Below are 26,539 nucleotides of genomic sequence, written 5' to 3' on the forward strand. Positions count from 1 at the left end.
CCCACCGTTAGGTGGGCGGGCTTTTTACACTGTCTACTCAAAGGGGATATTATCAACCTAGCGAGGCTTTTATTTTTGGGGCTTACTCCACTTTGCCGCTCAGATGTTCATGAATGAGCTTCCATTCATCTGTCTCTGCTTTCGTAAAAATATTCGTAGCTCTGCCACTTCCCGTGACGAATTCCCCATTGTAATAGCCTTGATATTGATACGTATATACACAGCTAGCGGACCTTTGATCGACAGCAATCCATTGGACATCCGTAGCTGCATACACTTCATCCTTGATCAGATGCCATGCATTTTCAAAGTAAGCACGGATCTCAGTCATGGATGTACAAGTCTTGTCGGAAAAATAGTAAATGGCATTCGGATGAAGCACTTTTTCTACATTGGCAAAGTCATGTGTATTGGTAGCGTCAATATATTGCGCTAACGCCTGCTTATACCCTTCCACAAATGATCCCTCTCTCCGCTGGAAATGGTCTATTTATCCATATTTTATAGGATGGCGGCAAAGAAAAAAAGCCCGCCCGATGTAGAAGGGGGCTATTCGGGCGGAAATGGAGGACGTAATGTCCATCGTAGGGTCTGACACATTCATGATAGTTGTCTGATGTTAAGGAAGAGTAGAGAGAACATGAAGCATTTGTTAATTTTAGGTTTTTGTATAAATGCCGAGGGGCAAGCACCCGTTTTTTTCTTTTTAATCGCTGGGATAGACAGGCATCCATACAGGAGAGATGCGGTTGTCATAAGCTGAATGGAGTACCGATCCTTGCCAGCAGATCGGTGCTTCCATCTGACTTCAATGAGAGGAGAGGTAGATTATGGGTTGCGATCGCGGTGGTATCGGCTTTTTTGGTGGCGGGTTCATTTGGATTCTCATTATTATTTTTCTCGTGATTTGCTTCATTGATGACTAATGTAATCTTACAAAGAAAAGACTCTGTGCTCTTATACAAGAGACAGAGTCTTTTTTCAGGTCGCTACTTCAAATGCTGCAAAAACTGACGTGTGCGTTCCTCACGCGGCTTTGCGAACAAATTGGAAGGGGTGTCTCGCTCCACAATGACACCCTGGTCCATGAAAATAACTTCGTCGGCAACATCCCGGGCGAATCCCATCTCGTGCGTGACGACGATCATCGTCATCCCTTCCTGGGCAAGCTCCTTCATCACCTTCAACACTTCGCCAACGAGCTCCGGGTCGAGAGCGGAGGTAGGCTCGTCAAATAGCATGACTTGTGGGTCCATCGCCAGTGCTCGAGCAATCCCTACGCGCTGTTGCTGTCCGCCAGACAACTGTGCGGGAAAATGGTCCAGCTTGTCACCGAGCCCTACCTTTGTCAGGAGAGCAGCGGCTTTCGAACGCGCTTTTTCTTTGTCTTCTTTTTTGACAGTGACGGGTCCCTCCATCACATTTTCAACGGCTGTCATGTGCGGGAACAGATTGTAGTTTTGAAACACCATCCCGGTCTGCTTTCGCAGCTTCGGAATACTCGTTCTCTCTACTTTTTTGGAAAAGTCCAGCTTGACGTCGCCGATCTGGACGCTGCCGCTGGTCGGAACCTCAAGTGCATTCAGGCAGCGAAGCAAGGTTGTTTTCCCGGATCCAGAAGGACCGATGATAACGACTACCTTTCCTTTTTCCACCGAGAGGGAAATGCCTTTGAGTACATGTAAGGTATTGAATTGTTTATGCACATCCGTGATCGTAATCATGCGTTTTCACCTGCTTTTTAGACATAACGGTCCAGCTTGTTTTCGATGCGATCCTGGATAATAGAGAGTATGAAGCAAATCACCCAGTAGATAAGGGCCGCTTCCGCATAGACGAGCAGTGGCTCATATGTCGCTGCAACGACTTCTTGGGCTTTGCGAAACATCTCTGGTACCAGAACGACCGAAGCCAGGGAAGTATCCTTGACCAAACTAATAAACGAGTTGGACAAAGGAGGAATGGAGACGCGAGCTGCCTGTGGGAGCACGACTCTGCGCAGTGCTTGCCAGTAGGTCATTCCCAGGGAGTAGGCTGCTTCCCATTGTCCTTTGTGAATGGACAAGATCGCGGCACGTACTACCTCGGAGGAGTAAGCACCGACGCTCAGAGAGAAGCCGATGATTGCTGACGGTATCGGATCGATCATCAAGCCGATGCTCGGCAAGCCATAAAAAATGATAAACAATTGGACCAATAAAGGAGTGCCGCGAATGATCGATACATAAAAGCGGGCGATGGCAATCAGCGGCTTTATGCCGGATAGGCGTGCCAACGCAGTGAGAACCGCAATGATCAGACCAATGAAAAAGGAAACGATGGCGATTGTCAAAGAATAGAGCAAGGCTCCTTTCAACAGAGGAAGAAAGGAGCTTTGCGCGATATCGATCCATCGGTTCAGGCGTTCTGGGTTTTCAAAGAAGCTACTTAGAGACATCTGCACCAAACCATTTCTCTGATATTTTTGCGAGGGTACCATCTTTCGTCATGTCATCCAGTGCTTTGTTGAATGCATCAACCAGCTCTGTGCAGCTCTTGCGGAAGAGGAAACCGTTTTTCGCTACATTCGGATCTTTTGCGATAATTTTGATAGGAACATCAGGCTTTTGCTTCATGAAGTCCAATAGGGAAATCCCATCGTTAATCGTAATATCTACACGCTTGGAAACAAGCAAGTCGATCGCTTGGTTAAAGCCTTCCACACCGACGATTTCCGCTCCGTTTTTCTTCGCGATATCTGTGAGGTTGCTCGTCAATGTTTGGGCTGCTTTCAGACCTTTAATATCCTCGAAGCCTTTTACGGTCGTGTTGTCTTTATGGGTGACGAGGACCGCTGTGGATACGGTGTATGGATTGGAGAAATCGTATTTTTCCTCACGATCAGGGCGAATGCCTACCTGATTCGCTACGACATCAAAACGCTTGGAGTCGAGTCCAGCGAATATCGCATCCCATTGTGTTTCTTGAAAAACAGGCTCTACGCCGATGCGCTTCGCTACCTCTGTCACGACCTCCACATCATAACCCGTCAGCTTGCCAGACTGATCGTGGAACGTAAACGGCGCGTATGTGCCCTCGGTTCCGATCAGGATTTTCCCGTCGGCTTTTACTTTTTCCAACAAGTTTTGTTCTTTTTTCTCTTCTGTTGGGGCAGGAGCGGCACTATTTTGCGGTGGCTGTCCCGTTGAAGACGACCCGCAACCTGCCAGTGCGACTAACAGAGTGGAAGCGAGAAGGGAAAATAATAGTTTTTTCATAAATTAACCCCCACTAAACCGATGTGAATTCGAATAGGAACATACTAAAAGGGACAGACAATTTTGTCAACGCCTAAGAATTTATTTAAATTCTTAGGCGCATGAAAACTTACCGTATAAACGCGGTCGCTCCCCATGATTTTTCCACGATAAAGGTTTTCTTCACGCCTAATAATTACTTCGAGATATCCTCGCCGAACCATTTAACGGAAATCTTGGAAAGGGTGCCGTCCTGCTGCATCTCATCAAGCGCCTTGTTAACCGCGTCCGTCAGTTCTGTGCTTCCTTTACGGAACATGAAACCGGTTGGTTGGCCTTCTGCATTTTTCGCCACGACTTTGATTGGCGTATCAGGTTTTTGTTTCAGGAAATCAAGTACCGACAAATTATCGTTGAGCACAACGTCCACGCGTTTTTGTGCAATTAGGTCAATGGCTTGATTGAAGTTGTCTACACCGACGATTTCTGCCTCATTGGCGCGTGCGAGGTCAGCGTAGTTGCTGGTCATGGATTGTCCAGCTTTTAACCCTTTGATATCCTTGAAGTCTTTAACGGTGTCATTGTCCTTGTGAGTCACCAAAACCGCGCGGGAAATCGTATATGGCTTGGAGAAATCGTACTTTTCCTGACGATCAGGACGGATTCCTACCTGATTGGCAATGACGTCAAAGCGCTTGGAGTCGAGTCCCGCAAACATGGCATCCCACTGGGCTTCCTGGAACACAGGCTCTACACCGAGCCGCTTGGCTACTTCTGTGACAACCTCCACATCATAGCCGGTCAATTTTCCCGACTGATCATGGTACGTAAACGGAGAGTATGTACCTTCTGTGCCAATGACGAGTTTTTTCTCGGCTTTCACTTTTTCCAGCAAATTTTGCGAAGCTGCTTGATCAGCAGGCGGAGTCGTATTATTTGGTTGAGAAGGAGAACTGGAAGTGCTACAGCCGGCCATTCCCAGTAGCAGACAAGATAGTAAGGTAGACAGTATGACTTTCTTCATGTGGTAATCCCCTTTATGTTAATCGGATTTCATGGATTCATAGTAGTGGTCGTTCATGCCTTTGTCAATCTTTAAATTATTAAATCCTATTTGATTACTATGAATTAAAAGGAGCAATGTTCTATGTAGCTGCGGTGGGGAGAAGAATATTTCCTTCGGAGCTTGGTAGGACTCCACAAGTCGCTACGTCTGGAAATATTCTTCTCTGTCGTAACTAAATAGGTTCTTCTTTCTTTCACTTCTTTAAAAAAATGATGAACTCGGAAAGCTCATAGAGGAAACAGGAGAAAACAGCGAAGCTCTTTGGTACACCGACCGAGACGGAATGCCGAAAGCGAAACATGCTCTTAAGCGTCCACCTCTGAAATACGTCCTGAAATGACCACTTTGGACGCGGTTTCGCTTTTGGCATGGAGGCGGGCAGTCAATCCCACAGCGGGTGGGACAAGAAGCTGAGCGTTTTCTCCTGTTTCCTCCCCACCACTATAGTAACGTTTACACTTGTTATCTCTTTTAAGGATTCTCCAAACATGTGGGGGCTATGTGCATCAGACGAAAACTTGGCGCAGAAGTAGTGGTTGAGGTTCCTCGTCAAGAAGCGTACAATTAGTACGAATTGAAAGGCCCACAAGCAATTACGTGCTTGTTCTTCATAGGAGAGCGCACCGACAAAAGGAGTCACTCAACATGTTAAACGACTGGCGTATGTATACAGATGGAAGTGGAATGGAGCAAAAGCATGTAGCTTGGCATGAAGTGCTGAAGGAAATCGCTCAATTGGACGGAGTAACGCGCACGTTGGTACACGCAGCGTATGGAGACCATGTGGATTTGATCGTAGCAGGTGGGAACAACGGCAAAGTATTGGTGCAATGGAAAGAACACGAGCCTGTTGAGCAGCACTTTGTACTTGCGGCAGACAAGCAATCGGCGGTGATGTCCACGCTCGTCATCGAGGGTAGTGAAGTTGCTTTTCCCCTTTCCTGGTGTGTTCCGCTTGAGCAGGTTGTTCCTTTGTGCGGAGATTTGCTAAGATCATGTGAAAAAGGGGAGCCGACCGAACTCGAATGGCTTCCGGTAGAAATGTAGGCAGGAGGGCAGCATGGAACTTCAAACGTTGCAGCAGTCCATCCTCATCATGGCCGTCATCATTGGGATCGGTAGCTTAATCGGCTACCGGCAACCCTTGACTGCGGACTCCCGCCAACTCGTCATCACGATTATTGTAAATGTTGCCATGCCTTGCATTATTTTAGACGGGATCTTTCAGACAACCATTGATCAGCAAATTTTATACCAAATTTTTGCAATATTCTTCATTTCGATTATCCTGAACTGCCTGGGCATTTTTATCGGCTGGTTAGGTGCGCGTGCCCTTCCGCTTCCGGTGAAAAACGCCGAGAGATCGCGCTATTGTCCGGCTTGGGGAATACAGGCTTCATCGGCTTGCCGCTTTGTGCGGCATTGTTTGGACCAAAAGGAGCGCTTTTGGCGGCTATTTTCGACGCAGGCGTGGATGTTGTGCTATGGACAGTGGGTGTGATGATGCTCCAGGAAAAAGGAAGCTTCTCCTTGAAAGGGCTCAAGACACTCATCAACATCCCGATGATTGCAATCGTGTTTGGACTCGGTTCTGCCATCATCGGGTTTGTGCCACCTGAGCCTGTGAAGCAACTGTTTGGAACGCTGTCCAAGCTCGCCTCTCCGTTAGCCATGATGTACATTGGTATGCTCTTGCCTATGTTTTTGCGCAATAAACCGCAAGTGTCATTGAAGCTTTTGAGTATGCCACTCACGTTTAAATTAGTTGTTTTTCCGCTGATGACGGCGCTTCTTTTGTCCGTTTTTTCAATCGACAGCGATATCGTCAGCGTTTCCCTTGTGCAAGTAGCAATGCCCACCCTGACATTGGCCTCGATCTTGTTCGGGCGCTATGCGGCGGATGAGGAGATGGGTGCCATGACGACGGTTTGTTCCACCTTGCTGGCGCTCTTGTCCATCCCGGTTGTTCTGGTCATGGGAAATTGGCTCTTGCACTAATCTCTCGCCAATCTCAGTCATAGTGAAACGAATCAGAGGTAACCTATGTCTAACAAGTAAAGAATGACGAAAATGATGATCAGGGATGGGGGAACAACAATGAAAGGCAAATCGATTCTGGCTGTTGCACTGACACTCCAGGTGTTAGCGGCTTACCCTATGCAGGCGGTAGGGGCTAGCACAGCACAAACAGCGACAACTGCGATACTGGTAAACGGAGAACAATCTTCCTTGGCAAAAGCACCGATTCTCGTTCAGCAGCGTACGTATGTCTCCGCTGAGGATGCGAGTCGGATTTTAGAAGGTACTTGGAAACAAGACGCAACGAATGGAGAAATGAAGCTGGCAAAAGGCACGCTGACGTTTGAGCTCGCTACAGGAAAAGTAGCGTTGAATGGCAAGTCGCTGCAAGATGGGCAGGGCGCAATCGTGCGTGACAAGCAAGTGTATTTGCCGTTGAGATGGATGGCAGAGCAGGCCGGACATCAAATCACGTGGAATGCCGAGAAAAAGGCGGTGGAAATTATGATGGCCGGGGAAGAGAGTGGCTTTACGCTTGTCGATGTCGATAAGCTGACGGAACAGGAACGTACGTTTATTGACTCGGTAAAAGAACTGCAAGGCATTCACAAGCAGGGGGACCTATATGTCATCGCACGCGGGTCCTCGCCGAATCCTGGCTACGGACTGCAAGTAACCAAAGTCGAGCAGAGCTGGGAGCAGCTTTTTGTGTATGTCAAACAAACGCTGCCTGATTCGGGGAGAATGTACCCGCAAGTGATTTCCTATCCGTATTTGGCGGCAAAAGTGAAGCTGCCACCTTACACGACGATTTCCTTTTTGGATGCAGAGACGAAGAAGCCGCTGTTTGAAACAGATGGCAACGGAAGTCGATAAGAAAATCGGGCAAACGACGCAGAGGGTCTGCTATAGCAGGCCCTCTTGTTTTTGTGTGACTCCTGATGTAAGATATGGTTGTGATTTCCTATCCCTTGAGAAATGGAGGTGTATGTACGTGTTCGGAACTCTGCAAGCATGGTTTGTGGTAGAAACTTCCAGTATGACGCATGATTTTACATTCAACGGGACCAGTCTGTCCTTTTTTGCGCATACAACTGAACGGAGTTTCCATAGGCGTACCATGCATCGATCAGGGGCGGTTTGTTCTTGTCTATAATGGGTAACTGACGTAAGGTCGGTCCCTTTCACGATGCCGCAGGTAATGGCCTGCGGCTTTTTTGCGTCCACTCGCACGTGCGGGGTGGTCTCAAAATTGTGCCGGGGCCACCAGGAAATCCATTATTTTGAACCGTTTACCAACATTTCAAGGAGGAAACAATCATGATTATTGTCGCGACACAGCAATTGCAGAAATCGTACGGAGCAGATCCAGTTTTACAAGATATCACGCTGGAAATAAAGGCAGGAGAACGCGTTGGGATCGTCGGACCGAATGGAGCAGGCAAAACCACGTTGTTCAAGCTGCTGGCAGGTATAGAAGGCCCCGATTCTGGTGAGCTTTTTCGGGCAAAAGGAACGATATGGGCGTACCTGCCACAAACGCCGCAGTATCCGGCTGAGTGGACGGGGGCGGATGTTGTAGCCAGCGCGTTTGCCGATGTTATCAAGCTACAGGAGCAGATGCGCGAGCTCGAGCAACAGATGGGATTGCTTTACGAAAATGAACAAGAGCTAAACCGCCTCATGCTGCGCTATCAAAAGCTGCAAGATGAATTTGAACAACTGGATGGCTATCAGTGGGAGACGAAAATGGCCCAGGTGACTCAGGGCTTGGGCGTTCGTTCAGAACTGTTAGCGACACCTTTTGCCCAACTCAGCGGTGGGGAAAAGACGAAGGCTGGCCTTGCAAAGCTACTCTGCCAACAAAGCGATGTTTTGCTCCTGGATGAGCCGACCAACCATTTGGATGTGGAGTCGATGGAATGGCTAGAGGAGTTTTTGAAAAATTATCAGGGCACGATCCTGATCATCTCCCATGACCGGTATTTTTTGGATGCCGTCGTTACATCTGTCTATCATGTGGACGGAGGAGAAGCCGAATTCTATATTGGCAATTACAGCGCATTCGCTACGGAGCGTGAAGAACGTTTGCTGCGCCAGTTTGCCGCATATCAGGAACAGCAGAAGCAGATCAAGAAAATGAAAGAGACAATCAAACGGCTCAAGGAGTGGGGCAATCGTTCCAATCCGCCGAACGAGGCTTTTCACCGAAGGGCAAAAAGCATGGAAAAGGCGCTGGCGCGGATTGAGCGTATCGAGCGACCGAAAATGGAAGCGGATCGCATGGGCTTGCAGTTTATGAAAACCGACCGAAGCGGGCAGGATGTGCTGAAAGCGACGGGGGTACAGAAAACATTTGGCGGAAAGCAGTTGTTTACGGACGCTAGCTTTTTATTGCGCTTCGGGGAGCGCAAAGCGCTGCTTGGCCCAAATGGCTGCGGGAAATCTACGTTGATCCGCATGCTGCTGGGAGAGCTTGAGCCAGACGCAGGTACGCTCAAAATTGGCAGCAGCGTGAAGGTAGGCTACTTGTCACAGCAAGCTTTGGAAGGGGATCAAAACCAGCGGCTGATTGATGTTTTCCGTGAGGTTGCCAGAGTGACGGAGCCGGAAGCACGACATTTGCTGGCACGGTTTATGTTTTACGGCGAACAAGTTTTCAAGCGGATCGGGCAGTTGAGCGGCGGAGAGCGGATGCGACTGCGCTTAGCCCAAATGATGCATCAGGAAATCAACCTGCTCATATTGGATGAGCCGACCAATCATCTGGATATTGAAGCGCGAGAAACATTGGAGGAAGCGTTGGTGGATTTTCGCGGGTCGTTGTTTATCATCTCGCATGATCGCTATTTCCTGCAAAAGATGGCAGATGGTGTGTTTTGGGTAGAAAATAAACGGCTGGTTCACGATGTGGGTTCCTATGAGGAAGCGCGGGAAAAGCAAAAGCAGCGGATCGCAGCTCGTGCCAGTAAGCCGGAGGAAATAGAGCGAAAGCAGCCAGCAGTCAAGCAAGTCCAAGAGACGGCCGTGGCGAATGCGGCAGCCAAACGTCCGAATCCATACAAGCTAGCAGAGCTTGAGCAAAAAATAGCCTCGTTAGAAGAAAGAAAAGGTGAATTGACAGCCTTGCTCCAAAGTGAAGGAGCAGAATACGAGCAGTTAGTGGCTTGGCAACAATCGATCGATCAGGTGCAGCAGGAGATAGATGGAACCTTTTCGGCTTGGATGGAGCTACAGGAACAGTAGGATGCAATAAAAATAGCACCGCCAGCAAAGTGTTGAATGCTGGCGGTGCTTCATTTTCTGACTCATGATTGCACTTGTGTGCTTGGTTCTGGCAGGCGACGATAGCCGCTGACGAACCAGAGAAGGAGTAGTACCATCAAGACTCCTCCGAGGAAGAACGGACCGCTGTGGGAAACTTGGTAAACCGCTCCCCCAGCTAATGGGCCCAAGATGCGTCCAAGGCTGTCCATCGAGCTGATTGCCCCACTCGTCACGCCTTGTCCTTGCGTCGTCCGTTGGGTGATCATCGCTGTGGCTGTCGCTCTGATCATTCCTTGTCCCGCTCCGAATAACGAGAGGATCAGCGCTAGCACCCAAAAGTTACCTGACAGCGGAATGGCAAAAAATCCAATCCCGTAAAGAATCATCCCAATGACGAGGACGCTTGCTTCCCCTAGTTGCTTGACCATTCTTCCGATGAGCCCGCCTTGTACCGCGGCAGCGATCAAGCCCATGACGAGAAACATATAGCCGAGGTCTTTGGAGGTAAAACCGTACAAATCACTTATGTACAGGGCAAAAGTTGTTTCCAGTCCGGAAAAAGCAAAGGAGACAGTGAACAAAATACCGTACAGCAAGGACATGGAACCGAACAAAGAGACAAGCGGATTTTGCCGCTGTTCTTTTTGCAGATTCGCCCGTTTTTCTTTCGGTAAGCTCTCTGGCAAGGCAAACAGGATCAGGAAAAACGTAAGCAACGCCACGATACCCGAAGCGTAGAAGGGAACAGCAAAGCCAAATTCACTGAGCAGTCCACCAATTACTGGACCGAAAACAAAGCTTAGTCCAATCCCGGCGCCAATGATTCCCATCCCTTTTGCCCGTTCTTCTGAAGGGAAGAGATCCGCTACCATAGCGGTTACGGTTGGCAATGCTGCAGCAGAAACGATTCCACCCAAAATGCGATACAGGAGCATTTCTGTATAACTGTCAGCTAGTCCAAACAGGATAAAGGTGATGGAGAAGCCGAACAGCCCGAATGATATGAGTGGCTTTCGCCCGATTCTGTCTGAAAGTGCTCCCCAAATCGGTGCAAACACCAGCTGCATAATATTGTAGCTGGCAAAAAGCACGCCGATTTGAAACGAAGTCGCACCCAATTTTTCCGCGAAAAAGGGAAGAATGGGGATAATGATGCCAAAGCCGAGCATGATGAAAAAAGCAATAAAGAACAAGAGGGCAAGGTGCTTCTTATTCACTACGTCTACCTCTTTTCGCACAAAAATCTGTTCAAGCTGATTGTTTGCTTTTTCCACCTTACGTGAAGGAAAAGGCGAAGTCAAGCAAGTAGCATGGGCAGTTTTCGCGAGACGTGCTATAATAGAAAAGAAATAAGAATGGCTACTTATATTGTCAAGTATATATCCATGAGGTGTTTGTTACATGTCTACTGCGATGCTTTACTACCTGGCCTGGAATGAAGATGATTGGCTGGATGAAGTGCTCGATCGTTTTCCTGAGATCAATGCCCTTGTACCTTCGGTCAAAACGTTTGAGTTGCTGGCTAAACAAAGAGAGTCCGGAGAAGTTGAGCGAGCTGTCCTCGTTCTGAATGCGGCTGTCGAACAGGAAAGATGCAAGGAGTTTTTACGCTTGTGTCAGGAACACCCACAGCTGTCCGTGGCCCCTTTGTATATCGTCGGATTGAAACCGGAAGAGGAGGAGGCGTGGCAAGAAGCGTATCCACACGCGAAGATCATCGTCATTACCGGCTTTGCTGTCGAGTTTGATTACGATGCCGTCCTCGCCAGGATGGAAATCGATCTGGAGGGAGCTCATTGAAAATAAACCCGAATGAATTCGATTTGAAGGCGTTTCTGCACCGTTTCGGATTGGTTATTTATACAGGCGATCCTGAAGGGGATTTGCTGTTGATAGAAGATGAAATTCGGGAGCTTTATGAGCTGAATGTCATTGACAAGGAAGAGTTCATTGAAGCCATGTCAGCGTTGCGCAGCAAGCGCATGGCTGAGGGAAGAGAATAGAGAGTAAGAACGTGTTTGCCAAGCCGTGTGTGCGGTAGTGGTAAACACGTTTTTTTATTGTCGATACCCAATAGTGAAATGTAATTTCGCAACTTGCTACCTATTTTTTCTGATTAGTCCAGTGTCCGATATCTATTGTGTGGGCATTTTTTCCTTATTTATATATAAATTGGATTTCGGTCGTCATCTCTTAGCACAAGCATCTTCCATCTGTATAGGACCCTTACAGAGAGGAGGAGACTGTATGCCCAATATTGAAGGTATCTCTGTCCAGAAATCGAATGCGGAACGTAAGAGTTATGTGGTTGTTGGTGCCATTTTATCATGCAGCAGCGGAAGTCAGTTAAGTCGGCTGAAAATGCCGTTCAGTCATGGTGTTTTTGTAAAAGGGAAGCCGCAAATGAACATCATGGACTTCGTTCCCAACGTGAATATCATGCCATTTGGAAAGTGCAGCAGCCTAAAGAACCCCGCAGTAGCCTCAGCCACCGCTGCCAATAACGGTGTACTTACGCCAATGCCTTGCACACCTGTGATGACTATGCCGTGGATGGATGGAAAAACGGACAAAGTAGTCGGTGGGCACCCCGCATTACTGAACAAATCCACGAATATGTGTTTCCATTGCGGACTGATCAAGATTGAAGATGATGGGCAGGATTTAGGTGGTGTAACGATAGGGAATCGGTCATCAGCAAACAGTGGCCCTACAGATGTCAGTTTTGGACAAGGACCAGCTTGCGAGAAGCCACAGGAAAAGCCAACCATGTGGGACAACTTCGTCAAAGGAATATCAAAGCTGGGAGATGTTCCTGCTGCAATGCAAAAAGCGGCAAGTGAGCTGCCCGGAGCTTTGGAGAAAGCCGCAATTGATTTGCCGAAAGGTTTGCAAAAGGCGGCAGAGGATTTACCTAAGGGTGTTAACATGTTTGTGAGGGAAGGCTATATTGAGCCGATGCAGGAGGACTTGAATACGTTGCGGGATGATAAAATCAATCTCGCGGACGGACTTGCGGTTGGTGGGCTTGCTTTGCAAGCACTTACTTTTGGGAGAAGCAAAAACATCGGGAATTTACTCGATGCGGCTAAGAAAAAGAAGAAGGGAACTGGAAATGGTAATGGTAATGTATGGACAATGCCAAAAGTTAGGAATCCGTATGAATTTTTAGATAATACTACTGAACATATATTTAAGGGAGAAGTCAAAAACGCTAAAGCATCGGGATGGCACTATGCCGACGAAGTTTTCCCGCCAGGAAACGAGATTATTGAAATTGTTCGAGAGGCAGATAAATATGGAACATCAATAGCAAGAGTAAAAATTAATGGAGTAGAAAAAACGGAGTATTCATCTTTTTTCAGTAATAAATATACGCCAGATGAAGTAGTAGACAAGATTATGGAGGCTCATATGAATAAGAGTAGGCAATTAGATTCCTTAGGTAGACCGACTAATAGATATAGAGGACAAGCAGATAACGGAATGACCATTGAAATGTATTTGGCTGGTGATGGAACGAATATAAAAGATATAATTACTGCGTACCCATTGCATGAATCCTTATTACCTTAAATAGGAGGATATAATGAGCGCTCTTGAATTTTCGAAAATGAATTTAAAAGAAAAGATAAGTTGTAGTGAAAATGAGCAAATCATCTGCATAGACGAAAAAAACTTGAATTCTTCTAGGAATCTAAAACAATTGAAATTTATTGCGAATACAAATGGCTTATCGATTAAGATGTTGCTGAATATAGAGCAGTACGCAGAAGGAATCTATATTTCACCTGTATTTGAAAATATGTGTAAGGGCATGACTCTTGACTATGTTGGCATGGATAGCATCATTTTAAAGCTAAGTCAGACCACACAAATTATTAAAGAGAATCTGGAAGCGGATCCTGAAGTCCAAAAACAAATATTATCTAGAGGCCAGAAAATTTTACTTGATTCTTTGATTATTAACGATTTTGAATTGTATTCTAAAATGAAGGATAAACAGAACGTCAATGATTCGAAAGACACCATTATTAAAATTTACAGTCAATCAATTCCTACCAGCATAGAATTTATCAATTACAAAGAGGAGTTATTTTTATTCGGAGTCTCTGGATTTCATTTGGCAGAATTACTCAAAGAACTAAATATAGCAGATTATGAGTATGATAGAAGTGGCTTTTATATAAAATTTAAAGAAGAGTCAATGAAAAGGTCAAATGAAGCAACTAGCTTTTTAGCACATAAATTAGCGGAGGAAGGGTTCATTGCTTCTTCTCTGACGCTTGAATTAATGGATTATATGTGGAATGAGGGTTAATCATCCTGATTCCTCATTGAAGTGACTTGATAACCTTAAAAAGCTCATTCCATTTGGAGGAATGAGCTTTTTTGTGCATTTCGTAAGAAATTCTTCAGAAATCCTTATCCATTTCTTAAGGATTTCTGTCTTCTTTTGAAAGGTTTACCCGTTAGGATAGAGTGCAGAGAGAAAGGAGGCGGCACAGGTGGAGTTTACAGGGTATTACGAGCTATTCTGGGAGATGGTTACAGGCATGCTGGGAAAATTCATTCCTGATGAGATTACAGTCATGACCGTGGGGGCACAGATTGCCAATACAGGAGCGGATTTTTTTACAGCATTTGCAGTCATTTACCCCGTTTTTTTCCTTGTTTCTTGCGCGGGGTACTTACTGGGAGCGAAGGCATTTGGCTGGATGGCCCGGAATCTGGGCTTGCGTGCTGATTTACTGTCGGTGTTGCGCGGGTCAATGGGCTGGTTGCTTGTTTTTGGTATCTTTCTTCCGATTATTCGTCATATCGTGCCTATCCTTGCCGGTGCCAGCCGAATGCCGTTTCGGCAGTTCCTTCTATTCTTTTTGCCGAGCAGTATCGTTTGGACCTTCCATTACTTTGTCGTAGGCTATTGGTTCTCCGATCAACTGGAAATAATGGTTGCGGGAGTTTATCAATATAGCAAAATTACGTTGACGATCGCTTGTTTCGCAGGGTTTTCGTTCCTCATGATTCGCCAGTTGCAGCGCCTTGGTGGAATGAAAGAATCTCGGACGAGTAAGCAACCACCTGTTTCGTAATTTTTACGAATTCCTAGAGTACGGCGTCTACTATCCATGAACATTTCGGATGGCAGGCGCCTTTTTGTTATGTTCTGATATTTTTAAAAGTTTGCTAAAAAAGAAGTTTACATATGGTAATAATGGGGTAGATTACCAAATGTCGTCGTGTCATGAATTTCCATTTTTTCAATTTGTGTGATTGGAGGCTTTTGCATGAGGAGCATAAAAAATGTGCTGGTAACCATTTTGGCTGCCATCACCATCGGTATTTTTATTCTTCAACTAGTGTTTGGTTTTCTCCAGTTTGAGCAAATTATCTCGAATGAAGTAGAGGCAAAGCTACAAATGCAGGTAGCCAAAGAGGCGGCTTATCTGAATGGTATGCTGGACAAGACAGGCAAGCTCTCGGAAACACTCACTTATTCTGTCTCTCATGGCTCCAAAGAAACAATCAAGCATCTCGAAGGGACGCTGGTCGATGTCGTAGCGTCTGAGCCTTTGATTGTGGGCGGGGGATTCTGGATGGAACCATACAGCTTCGACAGCTCGCAAAAGCTGTACGGCAGGTACGCTATCCGCAATAACGACAAAGTAGAGCTCGATCCGGCATACAGCGACGGCAGCTATGATTATCTTGCGCAGGATTGGTACAAGGCGGGGATGGTTGACAAACGATACGTGTGGACTGAGCCGTATGCCGACCCGATTTCCAAAGTTCCTATGGTTACAGCCATTGCGCCCATTAAAGTGGGCGGAAAGATCAGCGGTACGACGACATTAGATATCGGGCTTACGGAGCTTAACAAAAGTATCGAAAATCTGAAGGTTGGCGAAACAGGTTACGGCTTTATCGTTTCCAAGTCGGGCATTTACGTTTCCCATCGCGATGCACAAAAGAACTTGCAAGTGAAAATGACGGACGAGTCTGAGGAGGGGCTTAAGGACATTGCTCAAAGTATTACCGAAGCAACCGCAACGGGGATGACCCAGGCTACCATAGGTGGTCAAAAGCAATACGTCACCTATGCTCCCATCGGGGAAACAGGTATGACGCTAGCTACTGTCATGCCCGCAGCAGAGATTAAGGGGCCGATTACCCAATATCTTTACGTCAGCCTAATTATTTTTGGTGTCTCCATCAGCATTTTCCTCGTGATCTTGTACTGGTTCATCAATCGACAGGTAGCACGTCCACTGTTGCAGCTGAAAGCAGGCATCGTCAATTTGGTGGAAAAAAAGGATTTAACCCAGACGATCCCAATCCGGCGCAAGGATGAGATTGGAGACGTAGCGACAGCGGTGAATGCATTCATTGAAGATCTGCACGGAATGATGAAAAATATTAGCGGCTATACAGGTCAAGTAGGAACAGTCTCGGAAACCTCTGCGATGAAGGCTCATGAAGCACGACTTGCCTTTGGTCAGGTGGCCTCGTCGTTCCAAGAGGTAGCAACCGGCACGGAGAATCAACAGCATAGTGCCGAAGAAAGTGCGCGGGCTATGGAAGAGATGGCGATCGGTATTCAGCGGATTGCCGAAGCCTCCTCCACGATGGCCGAATCATCGAAACATATGGCAAACGAAGCGGTGGCGGGCAACCAATCCGTAGAAAAGGTGTCAGGACAGATGGATTCGATCAACCGATCCGTAAACCATTCTGCTGATGTCGTTCGTTCGTTGGATAGCCGCTCAGCAGAAATCTCACAGATCGTGGAAGTAATCGCAAGCATCGCATCCCAGACGAACCTGTTGGCACTCAATGCGGCGATTGAAGCGGCGCGTGCAGGTGAACAGGGCAGAGGTTTCGCTGTGGTAGCGGATGAAGTGCGCAAGCTGGCAGAGCAGTCCAACGACTCGGCCAACCAAATTGCCAACCTGATTACCGAAATCCAACGGGAAACGACGTCAGCGGTTCAAGCTATGGATGAGGGAACGCGCGAGGTTGAAACGGGAATCCAGATCGTCCATGAAACAGGGGAAGCATTCCGCCGGATCATGGATTCTACCCAGGATGTAGCGGATCAGATTCAGGAAATTTCCTCGGTTGCAGAGCAAATGTCAGCGGCAACGGAACAGGTGACTGCATCTATTTTGCAGTTGTCCTCGATTGCAAAGGAATCTGCCGCAAGTGCATCGAATGTGGCTGCTTCAACGGAAGAACAGCGCATCTCGATGAACCAGCTCTCTACATCCGCAGAGCAGTTAAACCAGATGGCGAAGGAATTACAGCAAATGATCAACCGTTTCACACTCTAATCACTGTTTGCAAAAAAATGCAAAATGATGAACTGCTGCTGTCATGCGACGGGAGCAGTTCATTTATTGACAGAAAAATATAAGTCAGAATATAATGAATACTAAATAAAGCAAACAAAAGCAATGTTTTGCAAACAAAAATCCGAGGCTGGTGGAACAGAATGCAAAACCATAAGTACGACGTTGTGGTGATTGGTGGTGGAGTAGTCGGTACAGCCATTTTACGCGCCCTTTCGTTTTATCAACTGAAACTGCTTTTAATCGAGAAGCAGCCTGACGTTTGTGAAGGGACAAGCAAGGCGAACAGTGGGATTGTTCATACCGGGTTTGATGCAAAGCCAGGCACGGTTGAGGCAGAGTGCCTTCGCCGCTCCCGGAGCTTATGGCCGATGTTGGTTGAGAATCTGAAAATCCCATTCATTCCATGTGGCGCCGTAATGGTGGCGACAAACGAAGAAGAAAAGCAGATAATCGAAACCACCTATGTTCCCAATGCAAAGGCGAATGACGTAGATGTTCACTGGATGTCTGCTGAGGAGATTCTTGAGATGAATCCCGCTGTGACAGCCAAGGTAACAGGCGGATTGGCAGTACTAGGTGAATCAATCTGCGATCCATTCTGGGCCACCAGAGCCTTCGGAGAGATAGCAGTGCTAAACGGTGCGGAGGTTGTGCTTGGGCAAGGCGTCTCCTACATCGAGACTGTACCGGATGGAGAGGACTTGCGCCTTACGTTGGAAAATGGTGAAACGGTCACGACCCGATATGCGGTGAATGCTGCCGGATTATGGTCGGATGAAATTGCTCGGATGGTGGGAGATGAGAGCTTCTCGATATCACCGCGAAAAGGTCAGTTTATCCTGACAGAAGAGGCGATATCCATCTCTTCGATCATCCTGCCTGTTCCTACGAAAACCTCCAAGGGTGTGTTAGTTTCGCCAGTTGTGTTCGGTGGTTTTCTGCTTGGGCCAACGGCGGAGGATCAAGAGGACAAATGGGATCGTTCCACCTCACAGGCCGGCATGGAATCGGTACTGGCAGGCTGTGAGAAACTGGTTCCTGACTCACGGCAGTTATCCACGATTCGTCAGTTTGCCGGGGTCAGGGCCGTTTGCAGCGAAGGAGATTTTGTCATCCGTCCATCCGCAGTACAGCCCCGCATAATTCATGCCGCCGGGATTCGTTCCACCGGACTTTCTGCTTCCCCCGGCATAGCAGAGCTAGTAGCGGAAACTCTCCAGAAAGCCGGGCTTGAGCTGCAAGCAAACGAACAGGCACAGCATGCCCTGCCGGATCTCTTTTCAGAGGAGCAGGAAACAGGAGAAATCATTTGTCTGTGCCGCTCTATTACCCGGAGTGAGATCGTCAATTGTTTGAAGCGTCCACTCCCCCCGCAGACTATTGATGGAGTGAAGCGGCGGACGGGCGCTACCTTAGGAGAATGCCAAGGAAACTGCTGTATTCCCAAAATCATCGATGTTATGGCCGAGACCTATCCTGAACAGACCGGGAAGCAGCCTTTAAAAGGAGTTAGAAACTCTTATCTAGCTGTAACACAAGGAGAGAAGCAGGCATGATGTATGAATTGGTGATCATTGGAGCAGGAATCTCGGGATTGACGGCAGCCATTTCAGCGTGGGAGAGAGGAGTCAGCTCTGTTCTGATGATCGATTACCAGAAGAGAAGAGGTGGCTTCACCTTACCGTATTGGAGCTCTAATGAGTTTGCTCCAGAACGGGAACTGCTGGAAAAAGCTGCGTCGCTTCCCTACGAGATTCACGAACAATCAACTGTCGTCGGTTTTTTCCCAGGGGCAAACGGTCAGCTTCACCAGTTGTACGTCCAATCGCCAATGGGCACCTATTCTATTGAGGCAAAAAAGGTACTGATCGCCTCAGGCTCGCTGGAAAAACCGCGTGAGGCGCACAAAATTCCGGGGACACGTCCAGCAGGAGTCATGACGCCGATGATGGCGATGCAGCTGATCGAGCGAGGATATCAGCCGGGCCGCAAGATGGTGTTGATCGAGAATGGCAGAATCTCTCGCAGTACAGCAGGCCTTCTGGAAAAAGAGACGAGCAATCTGGTCAAATATACTGAGTCAGATTGGGAGCTTACCTCTATCAAGGGATTGTCCCGTGTAGAAGGAGTACAGCTGCGGAATCGGATGACGGATGAGATTGTCGAAGTGGCGTGCGATACGCTCATTTTTGCAAAAGGTCGGGTGCCCTGCACGTTTTTCTTGAAAGGAACGCCAATCGAGCGAGATCATCACGATGCCATTATCGTAGATGCCACGGGGAAAACGAATCTGCCAGATATTTATGCAGCGGGGAGCTGTACCTGCCTTGGCGACGATGATCACACCAATTCGATCGACTTGGCGAAAGAAACAGCCAAGCACCTCTTTTAAGCGATCATCAGAAGGGAGAGTTTATGATGAAGCTATCCGACTCGTTTACCATTCAGGCAAGCAAAGCGGATGTATGGTCCGTCTTTATGGATGTTGAAAAGCTGTCAGGCTGCGTACCAGGATGCAAAGAAGTAAAAATGAGCAGTCCCACTCGTTATGAAGCGAACATGGAAGTGAGAATACAGTTTATGACGATTCAATTCCGCGTCACGGGGGAATTAAAAGAAGCGGTAGAAGGAGAAGCGCTGCAAGTGGAAATGACCGGACAACCAGTAGCGCTGGCAGGACTGTTCCGCAATCAATTGCACCTTCAGCTTAAAGAGGAAGAGCCGGGAACCACACGGGTGCAATACGAGATGGATTTGCAAATGACAGGACGACTGGCATCATTAGGAGATATACTAATGAAAGGGACTGTGAAGAAAAAGGCAGAAGAATTTGCGACGAAGGTCCAGACCCTGTTCCAGTCTAGTCAGGAGATTTACAATTAAGAGAAGATGGTGATCATCCATGCTACAAGAAGAAAGACAGCAGCTGATCCTGCAAATGCTACAAGAAAATCAATCCGTTCGTATTGCAGAGCTATGCAGCCGATTAACGGTGACGCGCGAAACAATCAGGCGTGATTTGTATGAAATGGAGCAGCAGGGACTACTCAAGAAGGTGCATGGTGGCGCTATTCTGAATAAAACCAACGTGGAGCCTCCTTATGCTAAGCGGAGTGGATTAAACTTGGCGGAGAAGGAGGCGATTGCGGTCGCCGCAGCCTCCTTGGTGGAGGACGGCGACGCGATCTATATTGATTTGGGCACGACGACACAATTGTTCGCCAAACACCTTTATCATAAAAAAGGAATTACGGTGATAACCAATGCGCTACTGGTGGCATTGGAACTATCTCATCACCCGGATGCGAAGGTGATCATGAGTGGGGGTGAATTGCGCGCAGGGGATCTGGCCATGTCCGGTCCGATCGCCAGGAAAAGCCTCGAGGGTTTGTTTGTAGACAAAGCGTTTATTGGTGTGGGGGGATTGGCAGCAGAAACTGGTTTTACGGATTACCATGTGGGCGAGTCAGACATCAGGCAGCTGATGCTTACAAATGCCAAAGAAACATATGCACTGGTTGATCATTCCAAAATAAATGTAACCGCTTTTATGAAGGTGGCAGAGCTATTCGACATTGACGTAGTCATTACAGATGAGGAACTACCCCAATCTCTTGCTGGGCGACTTGCTCAGGAAGGATTGCAAGTCATCGTTGCTAAGACATCCGTGTAAAGCAAATGGTGAGGGAGGCAATCAATGGTGAAACAATCGGTACAAGCAAATGATTCGCAAGATATGCAAACGTATCATTATAAGCAAGAATTGAGACGGACATTAAAACTGTTCAGTTCGTTTGCCGTCGCGTTTTCTTTCATTTCCATTACCACAGGCATTTTTAGTAATTATGGATTTGTGCTTAGTACGGCAGGGCCAGCTGGTATCTGGACCTGGCCGATTGTAACCATTGGACATTTATTAGTTGCCATTATTTTTGCAGAGCTGGCTGGACGAATTCCACTGAGCGGTTATTCCTATCAATGGGTGACGCGTCTTGCCAACCCAGGGCTTGGTTGGTTTGCTGGCTGGATTGCCTTTTGCTTTCTCGTTATCGTGGTTCCAACCGTTGACTATGCATTGGCGCCCATCATTGCCGAGATGTTTGGCTGGGATACAGGCGCAAAGACGCTGGTCTGGATCGTGATGGGTACGCTAGTCGTACAAGCTTTATTAAACATTTATGGAGTGAAACTGGCTACTCGCATTAATGATATCGCCGTATACACTGAAGTGATCGGTATGGTTGGGATCGTTGTGGTGCTGGGGGCAGTTGTGATGTACAACGGGGCAAATTGGAGCATGCTGACCGATATCGGTACCGCTGCGACTCAATCAGACGGCTCGTACCTAGGGGCTTTCATCATGGCTGCCCTGATGGGTTCCTTTACATTGGTAGGTTTCGAGGCTGCTGCGAATCTCTCTGAGGAGACGATCAATGCGAAGAAAACGGTTCCTCGTGCCATGATATTATCCGTATTATTAAGTGGTGTGATCGGTTTCTTGCTGTTGATCGTCATTTCTGTTGCCATCACGGATCTGCCGACTGTACTCGGTGCAGCGAATCCGATTCCGTACATTTTGCAAACAAGTCTTGGCTCTGCTGTATCCAGCTTCTTTCTGGTGCTTTGCCTCATCTCCATCTTCGCGTGCGGCTTAATCATCATGGCTTCCGCTTCCCGACTCATCTATGCGTTGTCACGCGACAATGTATTCTTCGCTTCCTCCATCTTCAAGAAGGTATCACCTCAGACTTCCGTACCAACAAACGCAGTTTTACTGGTCTTAATGCTAGGTATTCTCGCTGTGTTATTCGCAGATTCCCTGACCCTTCTGGTAGGGGCCACCTCGGTTCTGCCAGCACTTCTCTATCTGACAACGATTGCTGCCTATGCATGGAAACGCAAGGAACTGCCTAAATCGAAGTACTTTGATCTGGGCAAGTGGCGCACACCGCTCACTTTCCTAGCAATCGCATGGTTGATCTTTGAAATTGGCATCTTGACCATCCCGGAAAATTTCCATAGCGTAGCGATCGTGGCAGCTACCTTGCTGGCAGTTGGCATCATTTTGTATCATTTACTGTTCCGCAAAGGGATTATGGAGGGCCGTATCGGAATTAAAGACAGAACATTCCGATTTGATGAAGAGAAAGAAGATCATTCAGCCTAGAATAATGAAAAAGGAGTCTGCTGTATGGAGAAGTATTTGCTGTCGATCGATCAGGGAACAACTGGGACCAAGGTGCTACTGGTAAATCACCATGGACGGGTTGCTGCCGAAAGCTATCAGAAGCACACGCAATATTATCCACAATCCGGATGGGTGGAGCATAACCCGGAGGAGATCTGGGAAAAGGTCTTGATGGGAGTTGCTGACGTGCTGCTCAAGGGACGTATCGAACCTGAGCAGGTAGAAGCGGTAGGCCTAGCTAATCAGGGGGAAACGGTCCTCTTCTGGGATTCGGTCAGCGGAGAGCCACTTTATCCGGCTGTCGTCTGGTCGTGCCGCCGCTCCGATCAAATCGCCGAGCGTTGGAAGGCGGATGGTGCGTGGGCACAGAAGGTAGCCGAGAAAACCGGACTTTTGATTGACCCGTATTTTTCTGCGACCAAGATTAGATGGATGATGGAGGAAGTGCCTCTGGTGCAAGAAAAGATCCGACAGCGGCAGGCTTATTGCAGCACGCTTGACTCTTGGCTGATCTGGCAGATGACAGGAGGTACCTCGTATGTAACCGATGCGTCCACCGCTGCCCGAACACTGTTGTTTGCCCATCGTCAGGGGAATTGGGATGAGGAAATATTACGGTATTTGGAGATAGAGGAAGACTGGCTGCCGCAGGTCCGTCCAACAGTTGGTTCGTTTGGTCGTACAGACCCGGTTACATTTTGCGGCATTCAAGCACCGATTCTCGTCAGCCAGGTGGATCAACCGGCCGCCCTGTACGGTCATCTCTGCATACAGCCGGGTATGTCCAAATGCACGTATGGCACGGGTTGCTTCGCTTACATGAACGTGGGAAACGAACCGCCTGCTACGAAAGAGAGCGGACTCTTGACGACGCTTGTCTGGAAACGCGGGGCGAAACATACTTATGCACTTGATGGTGCGATTTATGCGGCGGGGTCTGCAATCGAATGGGGTAAGGAGCAGCTTGGGCTGTATCAGGATATAGACGAGCTGCAACGATGGTCGGAGCAGTGGTATGAAGAAGTGCACAAGGGAGAAGCCCCAATCCATCTTTTATTTATCCCGGCATTGAATGGGATCGGCACGCCATACTGGAACTCGGAGGCGAGAGGGGCGTTTCTCGGACTCTCCCAGCATACTGATCGACCGTTGATGGCAAAAGCGATGCTGGAAGGGATCGCTCACCGTGTAGCGGATGTTTTTGTCACAATGGAACAGGCAATCGGACAAAAGATTTCGATCTTGCGTGTAGATGGCGGCTTGACGGACAATCCGTATTTGATGCAGTTTCAGGCAGACCTGCTGGGTGTTCCGGTTGAGGTGCCCCAGATCAATGAAACAACAGCGATGGGGATTGCGTTTCTGCTCGGGGAAGAGTGCGGCTGGTGGTCGGTGAACGATTTGGAAGCGCGAATGAAGGTAGGGCGTCGCTATGAGCCGCAGATGGACGAAGCGGTGAGGAAAAGACTGCGTGCTCGTTGGAACAAGGCAGTTCACCTCTTGTTACAAATAAGTGAAGGGTAACGTAAAAAAAAGAAACCAACTGCCAATGCGAGCGCAATGCTTTTGGCGGATTGGTTTCTTTTTTTATTTCTTCCACTCGAATGCAGGCTCCCAGCCAAAGCTGTCAAACCACTGCTTTCGTCTAAAGTTCGAGAGAGCTTGTCTCACATAAGGAATGACGTTCGGGGGTAATTTATCCATGTCCACCCATACGAGCTCATCGCATTTATTCGGCTCGGCATTGATAATTTCTCCGCGCCATTCAGTGGCAGCGACAAAAAAATCGATGCGCTCATCATTGGAGCGACGATGCATGACGCCTACCATCTCACAGCTGGCTGGATCGATGTCAATTCCGCATTCTTCTTTTGCCTCGCGGATCGCGGCTGTCTTCACTTCTTCATTCCCATCCAGATGTCCGGCGGGAACGCTGTAATTGCCGTCTTCGTAGCCGGTATTGTAGCGGCGTAATAACAAGACTTGCGTACCCCTCACCAGGAAAAGGTGAACGGCTACCTGCATCGCAAAGCGATCATTTTGCATGCGGATTCTCCTCTATTAATGATATTCTTCCGGGCGATGATTCTCGGCAGCCTGTCTACGGCGTTCCAGTCTGTTTTTTTTCAAAATAGGTGAGCTGGTCAAGCCCATAAGCAGCATAATAATTCCAGCAGCACCCAGGACGATTCCGATTATAAGATAAAGCCAATTCATTGAAAAAGACCTCCTTCATTCATGCAAAGCGAACATGATTCTAAATGGGAACTATGCTATAATGGCACAGTGTGTTTTTACCCGATACTCGGTAGTTATTTCTAGAAAACGCAGGGAGGATTTTGCGAGATGACTCAGCATACGTCTGTTGATCAGCTATCCATTAATACCATCCGCACGTTGGCGATTGATGCCATCGAGAAGGCGAATTCCGGTCACCCGGGAATGCCGATGGGTGCAGCCCCTATGGCACATGTACTGTGGAGCCGCTTTATGAAAGTAAATCCGAGCAATCCAAAATGGATTGACCGTGACCGTTTTGTCCTCTCAGCAGGACATGGCTCTATGCTATTATACTCGATGTTGCATCTGATGAAATACGATGTTTCACTGGAAGACCTACATAACTTCCGTCAATGGGGAAGCAAAACGCCTGGTCACCCTGAGTTTGGACACACGGCGGGTGTTGACGCGACAACGGGTCCTCTGGGACAAGGGATCGCGATGGCTGTCGGTATGGCGATGGCTGAAAAGCACATGGCAGCTGTTTACAACCGCGACAATTTTGACATCGTTGACCATTACACATACGTAATCTGCGGTGACGGTGACCTGATGGAGGGTGTATCCAGTGAGGCTTCTTCTCTGGCTGCTCACCTGAAACTGGGCAAAATGATCGTGCTCTACGATTCGAACGATATCTCTCTGGATGGCGAGCTTTCCCGTTCCTTCTCTGAAAACGTAGCGGGTCGCTACCAAGCGTATGGTTGGCAATACATTCGCGTAGAAGACGGCAATGATCTGGCTGCTATTGACGCGGCTATCGCAGAAGCGAAAAAAGATTTGGATCGTCCTACCTTGATCGAAGTAAAAACCGTCATTGGATACGGAAGCCCGAACAAAGGCGGCTCCAGCTCTTCTCACGGCGCTCCGCTTGGAAAAGACGAAGTGAAGCTGACAAAAGCAAACTACGAGTGGCACCATGAAGGTGAGTTCCACGTACCACAAGAAGTGACTGATTTCTATGCAGGCTTGGCTGATGCTGGCGAAAAAGTAGAAGCTGCTTGGCGCGACCAGTTTGCTGCTTACGCAAAAGCGTATCCGGAACTGGCGCTGCAATTCACGACTGCACAAGAAGGACACCTTCCTACTGGTTGGGACAACCATATGCCGACGTACGAAGCTGGCGCAAAGCTGGCGACACGCGTTGCTTCCGGTAATGCGATCAATGCATTGGCAAACAGCGTTCCGTTCTTCCTGGGCGGATCTGCTGACTTGGCACATTCCAACAACACGGTGATTAAAGAAGCGGGCAACTTCCTGCCAGGCTCTTACGATGGCCGCAACATTTGGTTTGGTGTTCGCGAATTCGCGATGGGTGCAGCCCTCAACGGTATGGCTCTCCACGGTGGCGTAAAAGTATACGGCGGTACGTTCTTCGTGTTCTCCGACTACGTGCGTCCGGCGATTCGCCTCTCTGCATTGATGAAGCAGCCAGTTGTCTACGTATTTACACATGACTCGATCGCAGTTGGTGAAGACGGACCGACGCATGAGCCGATTGAGCAGCTCGCTTCCTTGCGTGCGATGCCAGGCTTGACCATTCTTCGTCCGTCTGATGCAGTAGAAACGAACGAGGCTTGGAAATATGCTGTATCCCGCACAGATGAGCCAATTGTACTGGTGCTGACTCGTCAAAACCTGCCAGTCCTGCCTGAGACCATTGAGAAAGCGGCTGAAGGCGTGAGCAAAGGTGCGTATGTTCTCGCAGACGCGCCAAGCGGAAACCCGCAGCTCATCCTGTTGGCAACTGGTTCTGAGGTATCCCTCGTGATGCAAGCGCGTGAGCAACTCCTCGCGAAAGGTATTGAAACACGCGTTGTTTCCATGCCGAGCTGGAACCTATTCGAGCGTCAACCGAAAGAGTATCGCGACGCTGTGATTCCACCGGCTGTAAAAGCACGCGTGGCGGTAGAAATGGGCTCTCCAATGGGTTGGGAGCGTTACGCTGGTGATAGCGGCACAGTCATCGCAATCAATCAGTTTGGCGCATCTGCACCAGGCGAGCGCATCATGAAGGAATACGGCTTCACGGTAGAAAATGTTGTGGCTGAAGCAGAAAAATTGCTGAAATAAATCGTAAACCTTTAGGAAAAAGCCTATCTTCTGTTTCAGGAGATAGGCTTTTCCA

Annotated in this window: 24 protein-coding genes and 2 pseudogenes; 18 read left to right on the forward strand and 8 right to left on the reverse strand. The window is 48.1% G+C overall.

What is annotated here, in order from left to right; all coding sequences use genetic code 11:
• Positions 1-82: 82 nt before the first annotated feature.
• The 5 genes from ACQ5DJ_RS16520 to ACQ5DJ_RS16540 all read right to left on the reverse strand — a co-directional run bounded on the left by ACQ5DJ_RS16520 (position 83) and on the right by ACQ5DJ_RS16540 (position 4,260).
• Positions 83-457: a YybH family protein gene (locus tag ACQ5DJ_RS16520; RefSeq protein ID WP_429843435.1), complete on the reverse strand. Its 375-nt coding sequence runs from the start codon at positions 455-457 to the stop codon at positions 83-85.
• 532 nt (positions 458-989) lie between these two features.
• Positions 990-1,724, reverse strand: coding sequence for an amino acid ABC transporter ATP-binding protein (locus tag ACQ5DJ_RS16525; RefSeq protein WP_429843436.1), 735 nt, complete (start codon positions 1,722-1,724; stop codon positions 990-992).
• A gap of 17 nt (positions 1,725-1,741) precedes the next feature.
• Positions 1,742-2,437, reverse strand: a complete 696-nt coding sequence (locus ACQ5DJ_RS16530; RefSeq protein WP_144613248.1) for an amino acid ABC transporter permease — start codon at positions 2,435-2,437, stop codon at positions 1,742-1,744.
• A complete protein-coding gene (locus tag ACQ5DJ_RS16535) occupies positions 2,424-3,257 on the reverse strand; it encodes an amino acid ABC transporter substrate-binding protein (protein WP_429843437.1) in 834 nt (277 codons plus the stop codon). Before ACQ5DJ_RS16535 ends, ACQ5DJ_RS16530 begins: the two co-directional genes overlap by 14 nt.
• A gap of 175 nt (positions 3,258-3,432) precedes the next feature.
• Entirely contained in the window at positions 3,433-4,260 is an 828-nt protein-coding gene (locus ACQ5DJ_RS16540; protein ID WP_429843438.1) for an amino acid ABC transporter substrate-binding protein, read from the reverse strand.
• 687 nt (positions 4,261-4,947) lie between these two features.
• Here ACQ5DJ_RS16540 and ACQ5DJ_RS16545 point away from each other — a divergent pair.
• The 4 genes and pseudogenes from ACQ5DJ_RS16545 (at position 4,948) to abc-f (ending at position 9,567) form a co-directional block, all read left to right on the forward strand.
• The gene (locus ACQ5DJ_RS16545) at positions 4,948-5,349 is read left to right on the forward strand and encodes a hypothetical protein (RefSeq protein ID WP_429843439.1); all 402 of its coding nucleotides are present in this window, start codon (positions 4,948-4,950) and stop codon (positions 5,347-5,349) included.
• 13 nt (positions 5,350-5,362) lie between these two features.
• Positions 5,363-6,300 (forward strand): annotated as a pseudogene (locus ACQ5DJ_RS16550) (AEC family transporter).
• 99 nt (positions 6,301-6,399) lie between these two features.
• Positions 6,400-7,197, forward strand: coding sequence for a stalk domain-containing protein (locus ACQ5DJ_RS16555; protein WP_429843440.1), 798 nt, complete (start codon positions 6,400-6,402; stop codon positions 7,195-7,197).
• A 444-nt stretch (positions 7,198-7,641) separates the two neighbouring features.
• Positions 7,642-9,567 carry a ribosomal protection-like ABC-F family protein gene (gene abc-f / locus ACQ5DJ_RS16560; RefSeq protein ID WP_429843441.1) on the forward strand — a complete coding sequence of 642 codons (1,926 nt, stop codon included), beginning with the start codon at positions 7,642-7,644 and terminating at the stop codon, positions 9,565-9,567.
• Between the two features lie 62 nt (positions 9,568-9,629).
• Here the strand turns inward: abc-f and ACQ5DJ_RS16565 are convergent, their stop codons facing one another.
• Entirely contained in the window at positions 9,630-10,967 is a 1,338-nt protein-coding gene (locus ACQ5DJ_RS16565; RefSeq protein ID WP_429843543.1) for an MFS transporter, read from the reverse strand.
• 22 nt (positions 10,968-10,989) lie between these two features.
• Between ACQ5DJ_RS16565 and ACQ5DJ_RS16570 the strand changes: the two genes are divergently transcribed.
• The 13 genes and pseudogenes from ACQ5DJ_RS16570 to ACQ5DJ_RS16630 all read left to right on the forward strand — a co-directional run bounded on the left by ACQ5DJ_RS16570 (position 10,990) and on the right by ACQ5DJ_RS16630 (position 23,655).
• Positions 10,990-11,388: a hypothetical protein gene (locus ACQ5DJ_RS16570; protein ID WP_429843442.1), complete on the forward strand. Its 399-nt coding sequence runs from the start codon at positions 10,990-10,992 to the stop codon at positions 11,386-11,388.
• Entirely contained in the window at positions 11,385-11,591 is a 207-nt protein-coding gene (locus ACQ5DJ_RS16575) for a YqgQ family protein (RefSeq protein WP_429843443.1), read from the forward strand. Before ACQ5DJ_RS16570 ends, ACQ5DJ_RS16575 begins: the two co-directional genes overlap by 4 nt.
• A gap of 244 nt (positions 11,592-11,835) precedes the next feature.
• Positions 11,836-12,255: pseudogene (locus ACQ5DJ_RS16580) on the forward strand (DUF4280 domain-containing protein); the annotation flags it as partial.
• 12 nt (positions 12,256-12,267) lie between these two features.
• Entirely contained in the window at positions 12,268-13,164 is an 897-nt protein-coding gene (locus ACQ5DJ_RS16585) for an EndoU domain-containing protein (RefSeq protein ID WP_429843544.1), read from the forward strand.
• 13 nt (positions 13,165-13,177) lie between these two features.
• Positions 13,178-13,909: a hypothetical protein gene (locus tag ACQ5DJ_RS16590; RefSeq protein ID WP_429843444.1), complete on the forward strand. Its 732-nt coding sequence runs from the start codon at positions 13,178-13,180 to the stop codon at positions 13,907-13,909.
• Between the two features lie 187 nt (positions 13,910-14,096).
• The gene (locus tag ACQ5DJ_RS16595) at positions 14,097-14,684 is read left to right on the forward strand and encodes a DedA family protein (protein WP_429843445.1); all 588 of its coding nucleotides are present in this window, start codon (positions 14,097-14,099) and stop codon (positions 14,682-14,684) included.
• A gap of 195 nt (positions 14,685-14,879) precedes the next feature.
• Positions 14,880-16,922, forward strand: coding sequence for a methyl-accepting chemotaxis protein (locus ACQ5DJ_RS16600; RefSeq protein ID WP_429843446.1), 2,043 nt, complete (start codon positions 14,880-14,882; stop codon positions 16,920-16,922).
• Positions 16,923-17,083: 161 nt separating this feature from the next.
• Entirely contained in the window at positions 17,084-18,499 is a 1,416-nt protein-coding gene (locus tag ACQ5DJ_RS16605; protein WP_429843447.1) for an NAD(P)/FAD-dependent oxidoreductase, read from the forward strand.
• Positions 18,496-19,335 carry an NAD(P)/FAD-dependent oxidoreductase gene (locus tag ACQ5DJ_RS16610; RefSeq protein WP_429843448.1) on the forward strand — a complete coding sequence of 280 codons (840 nt, stop codon included), beginning with the start codon at positions 18,496-18,498 and terminating at the stop codon, positions 19,333-19,335. Before ACQ5DJ_RS16605 ends, ACQ5DJ_RS16610 begins: the two co-directional genes overlap by 4 nt.
• A 23-nt stretch (positions 19,336-19,358) precedes the next feature.
• The gene (locus tag ACQ5DJ_RS16615; RefSeq protein ID WP_429843449.1) at positions 19,359-19,826 is read left to right on the forward strand and encodes a CoxG family protein; all 468 of its coding nucleotides are present in this window, start codon (positions 19,359-19,361) and stop codon (positions 19,824-19,826) included.
• 19 nt (positions 19,827-19,845) lie between these two features.
• Positions 19,846-20,616 carry a DeoR/GlpR family DNA-binding transcription regulator gene (locus ACQ5DJ_RS16620; RefSeq protein WP_429843450.1) on the forward strand — a complete coding sequence of 257 codons (771 nt, stop codon included), beginning with the start codon at positions 19,846-19,848 and terminating at the stop codon, positions 20,614-20,616.
• Positions 20,617-20,640: 24 nt separating this feature from the next.
• Entirely contained in the window at positions 20,641-22,110 is a 1,470-nt protein-coding gene (locus tag ACQ5DJ_RS16625) for an amino acid permease (RefSeq protein WP_429843451.1), read from the forward strand.
• A 24-nt stretch (positions 22,111-22,134) separates the two neighbouring features.
• Complete coding sequence (locus ACQ5DJ_RS16630; protein WP_429843452.1) at positions 22,135-23,655, forward strand: FGGY family carbohydrate kinase; 1,521 nt, start codon at positions 22,135-22,137, stop codon at positions 23,653-23,655.
• A 63-nt stretch (positions 23,656-23,718) separates the two neighbouring features.
• Here ACQ5DJ_RS16630 and ACQ5DJ_RS16635 read toward each other — a convergent pair whose 3' ends face one another.
• Both ACQ5DJ_RS16635 and ACQ5DJ_RS16640 read right to left on the reverse strand, forming a co-directional pair.
• Entirely contained in the window at positions 23,719-24,177 is a 459-nt protein-coding gene (locus ACQ5DJ_RS16635; protein ID WP_429843453.1) for an NUDIX hydrolase, read from the reverse strand.
• Positions 24,178-24,192: 15 nt separating this feature from the next.
• The gene (locus tag ACQ5DJ_RS16640; RefSeq protein WP_167403233.1) at positions 24,193-24,348 is read right to left on the reverse strand and encodes a hypothetical protein; all 156 of its coding nucleotides are present in this window, start codon (positions 24,346-24,348) and stop codon (positions 24,193-24,195) included.
• 129 nt (positions 24,349-24,477) lie between these two features.
• On the opposite strand from ACQ5DJ_RS16640, the gene tkt reads away from it, so the two are divergent.
• Positions 24,478-26,484 carry a transketolase gene (gene tkt, locus ACQ5DJ_RS16645; RefSeq protein WP_429843454.1) on the forward strand — a complete coding sequence of 669 codons (2,007 nt, stop codon included), beginning with the start codon at positions 24,478-24,480 and terminating at the stop codon, positions 26,482-26,484.
• Positions 26,485-26,539: the final 55 nt, after the last annotated feature.

Source organism: Brevibacillus sp. FIR094, assembly GCF_050477165.1.
Taxonomy (GTDB): domain Bacteria; phylum Bacillota; class Bacilli; order Brevibacillales; family Brevibacillaceae; genus Brevibacillus.

Bases quoted from the DNA above. Each gene is read 5' to 3' on its own strand.
- ACQ5DJ_RS16525 (WP_429843436.1), bottom strand. From the start codon at position 1,724: ATGATTACGATCACGGATGTGCATAAACAATTCAATACCTTACATGTA.
- ACQ5DJ_RS16530 (WP_144613248.1), bottom strand. From the start codon at position 2,437: ATGTCTCTAAGTAGCTTCTTTGAAAACCCAGAACGCCTGAACCGATGG.
- ACQ5DJ_RS16535 (WP_429843437.1), bottom strand. From the start codon at position 3,257: ATGAAAAAACTATTATTTTCCCTTCTCGCTTCCACTCTGTTAGTCGCA.
- ACQ5DJ_RS16540 (WP_429843438.1), bottom strand. From the start codon at position 4,260: ATGAAGAAAGTCATACTGTCTACCTTACTATCTTGTCTGCTACTGGGA.
- ACQ5DJ_RS16545 (WP_429843439.1), top strand. From the start codon at position 4,948: ATGTTAAACGACTGGCGTATGTATACAGATGGAAGTGGAATGGAGCAA.
- ACQ5DJ_RS16555 (WP_429843440.1), top strand. From the start codon at position 6,400: ATGAAAGGCAAATCGATTCTGGCTGTTGCACTGACACTCCAGGTGTTA.
- abc-f (WP_429843441.1), top strand. From the start codon at position 7,642: ATGATTATTGTCGCGACACAGCAATTGCAGAAATCGTACGGAGCAGAT.
- ACQ5DJ_RS16570 (WP_429843442.1), top strand. From the start codon at position 10,990: ATGTCTACTGCGATGCTTTACTACCTGGCCTGGAATGAAGATGATTGG.
- ACQ5DJ_RS16590 (WP_429843444.1), top strand. From the start codon at position 13,178: ATGAGCGCTCTTGAATTTTCGAAAATGAATTTAAAAGAAAAGATAAGT.
- ACQ5DJ_RS16600 (WP_429843446.1), top strand. From the start codon at position 14,880: ATGAGGAGCATAAAAAATGTGCTGGTAACCATTTTGGCTGCCATCACC.
- ACQ5DJ_RS16605 (WP_429843447.1), top strand. From the start codon at position 17,084: ATGCAAAACCATAAGTACGACGTTGTGGTGATTGGTGGTGGAGTAGTC.
- ACQ5DJ_RS16610 (WP_429843448.1), top strand. From the start codon at position 18,496: ATGATGTATGAATTGGTGATCATTGGAGCAGGAATCTCGGGATTGACG.
- ACQ5DJ_RS16615 (WP_429843449.1), top strand. From the start codon at position 19,359: ATGATGAAGCTATCCGACTCGTTTACCATTCAGGCAAGCAAAGCGGAT.
- ACQ5DJ_RS16620 (WP_429843450.1), top strand. From the start codon at position 19,846: ATGCTACAAGAAGAAAGACAGCAGCTGATCCTGCAAATGCTACAAGAA.
- ACQ5DJ_RS16625 (WP_429843451.1), top strand. From the start codon at position 20,641: ATGGTGAAACAATCGGTACAAGCAAATGATTCGCAAGATATGCAAACG.
- ACQ5DJ_RS16630 (WP_429843452.1), top strand. From the start codon at position 22,135: ATGGAGAAGTATTTGCTGTCGATCGATCAGGGAACAACTGGGACCAAG.
- ACQ5DJ_RS16635 (WP_429843453.1), bottom strand. From the start codon at position 24,177: ATGCAAAATGATCGCTTTGCGATGCAGGTAGCCGTTCACCTTTTCCTG.
- ACQ5DJ_RS16640 (WP_167403233.1), bottom strand. From the start codon at position 24,348: ATGAATTGGCTTTATCTTATAATCGGAATCGTCCTGGGTGCTGCTGGA.
- tkt (WP_429843454.1), top strand. From the start codon at position 24,478: ATGACTCAGCATACGTCTGTTGATCAGCTATCCATTAATACCATCCGC.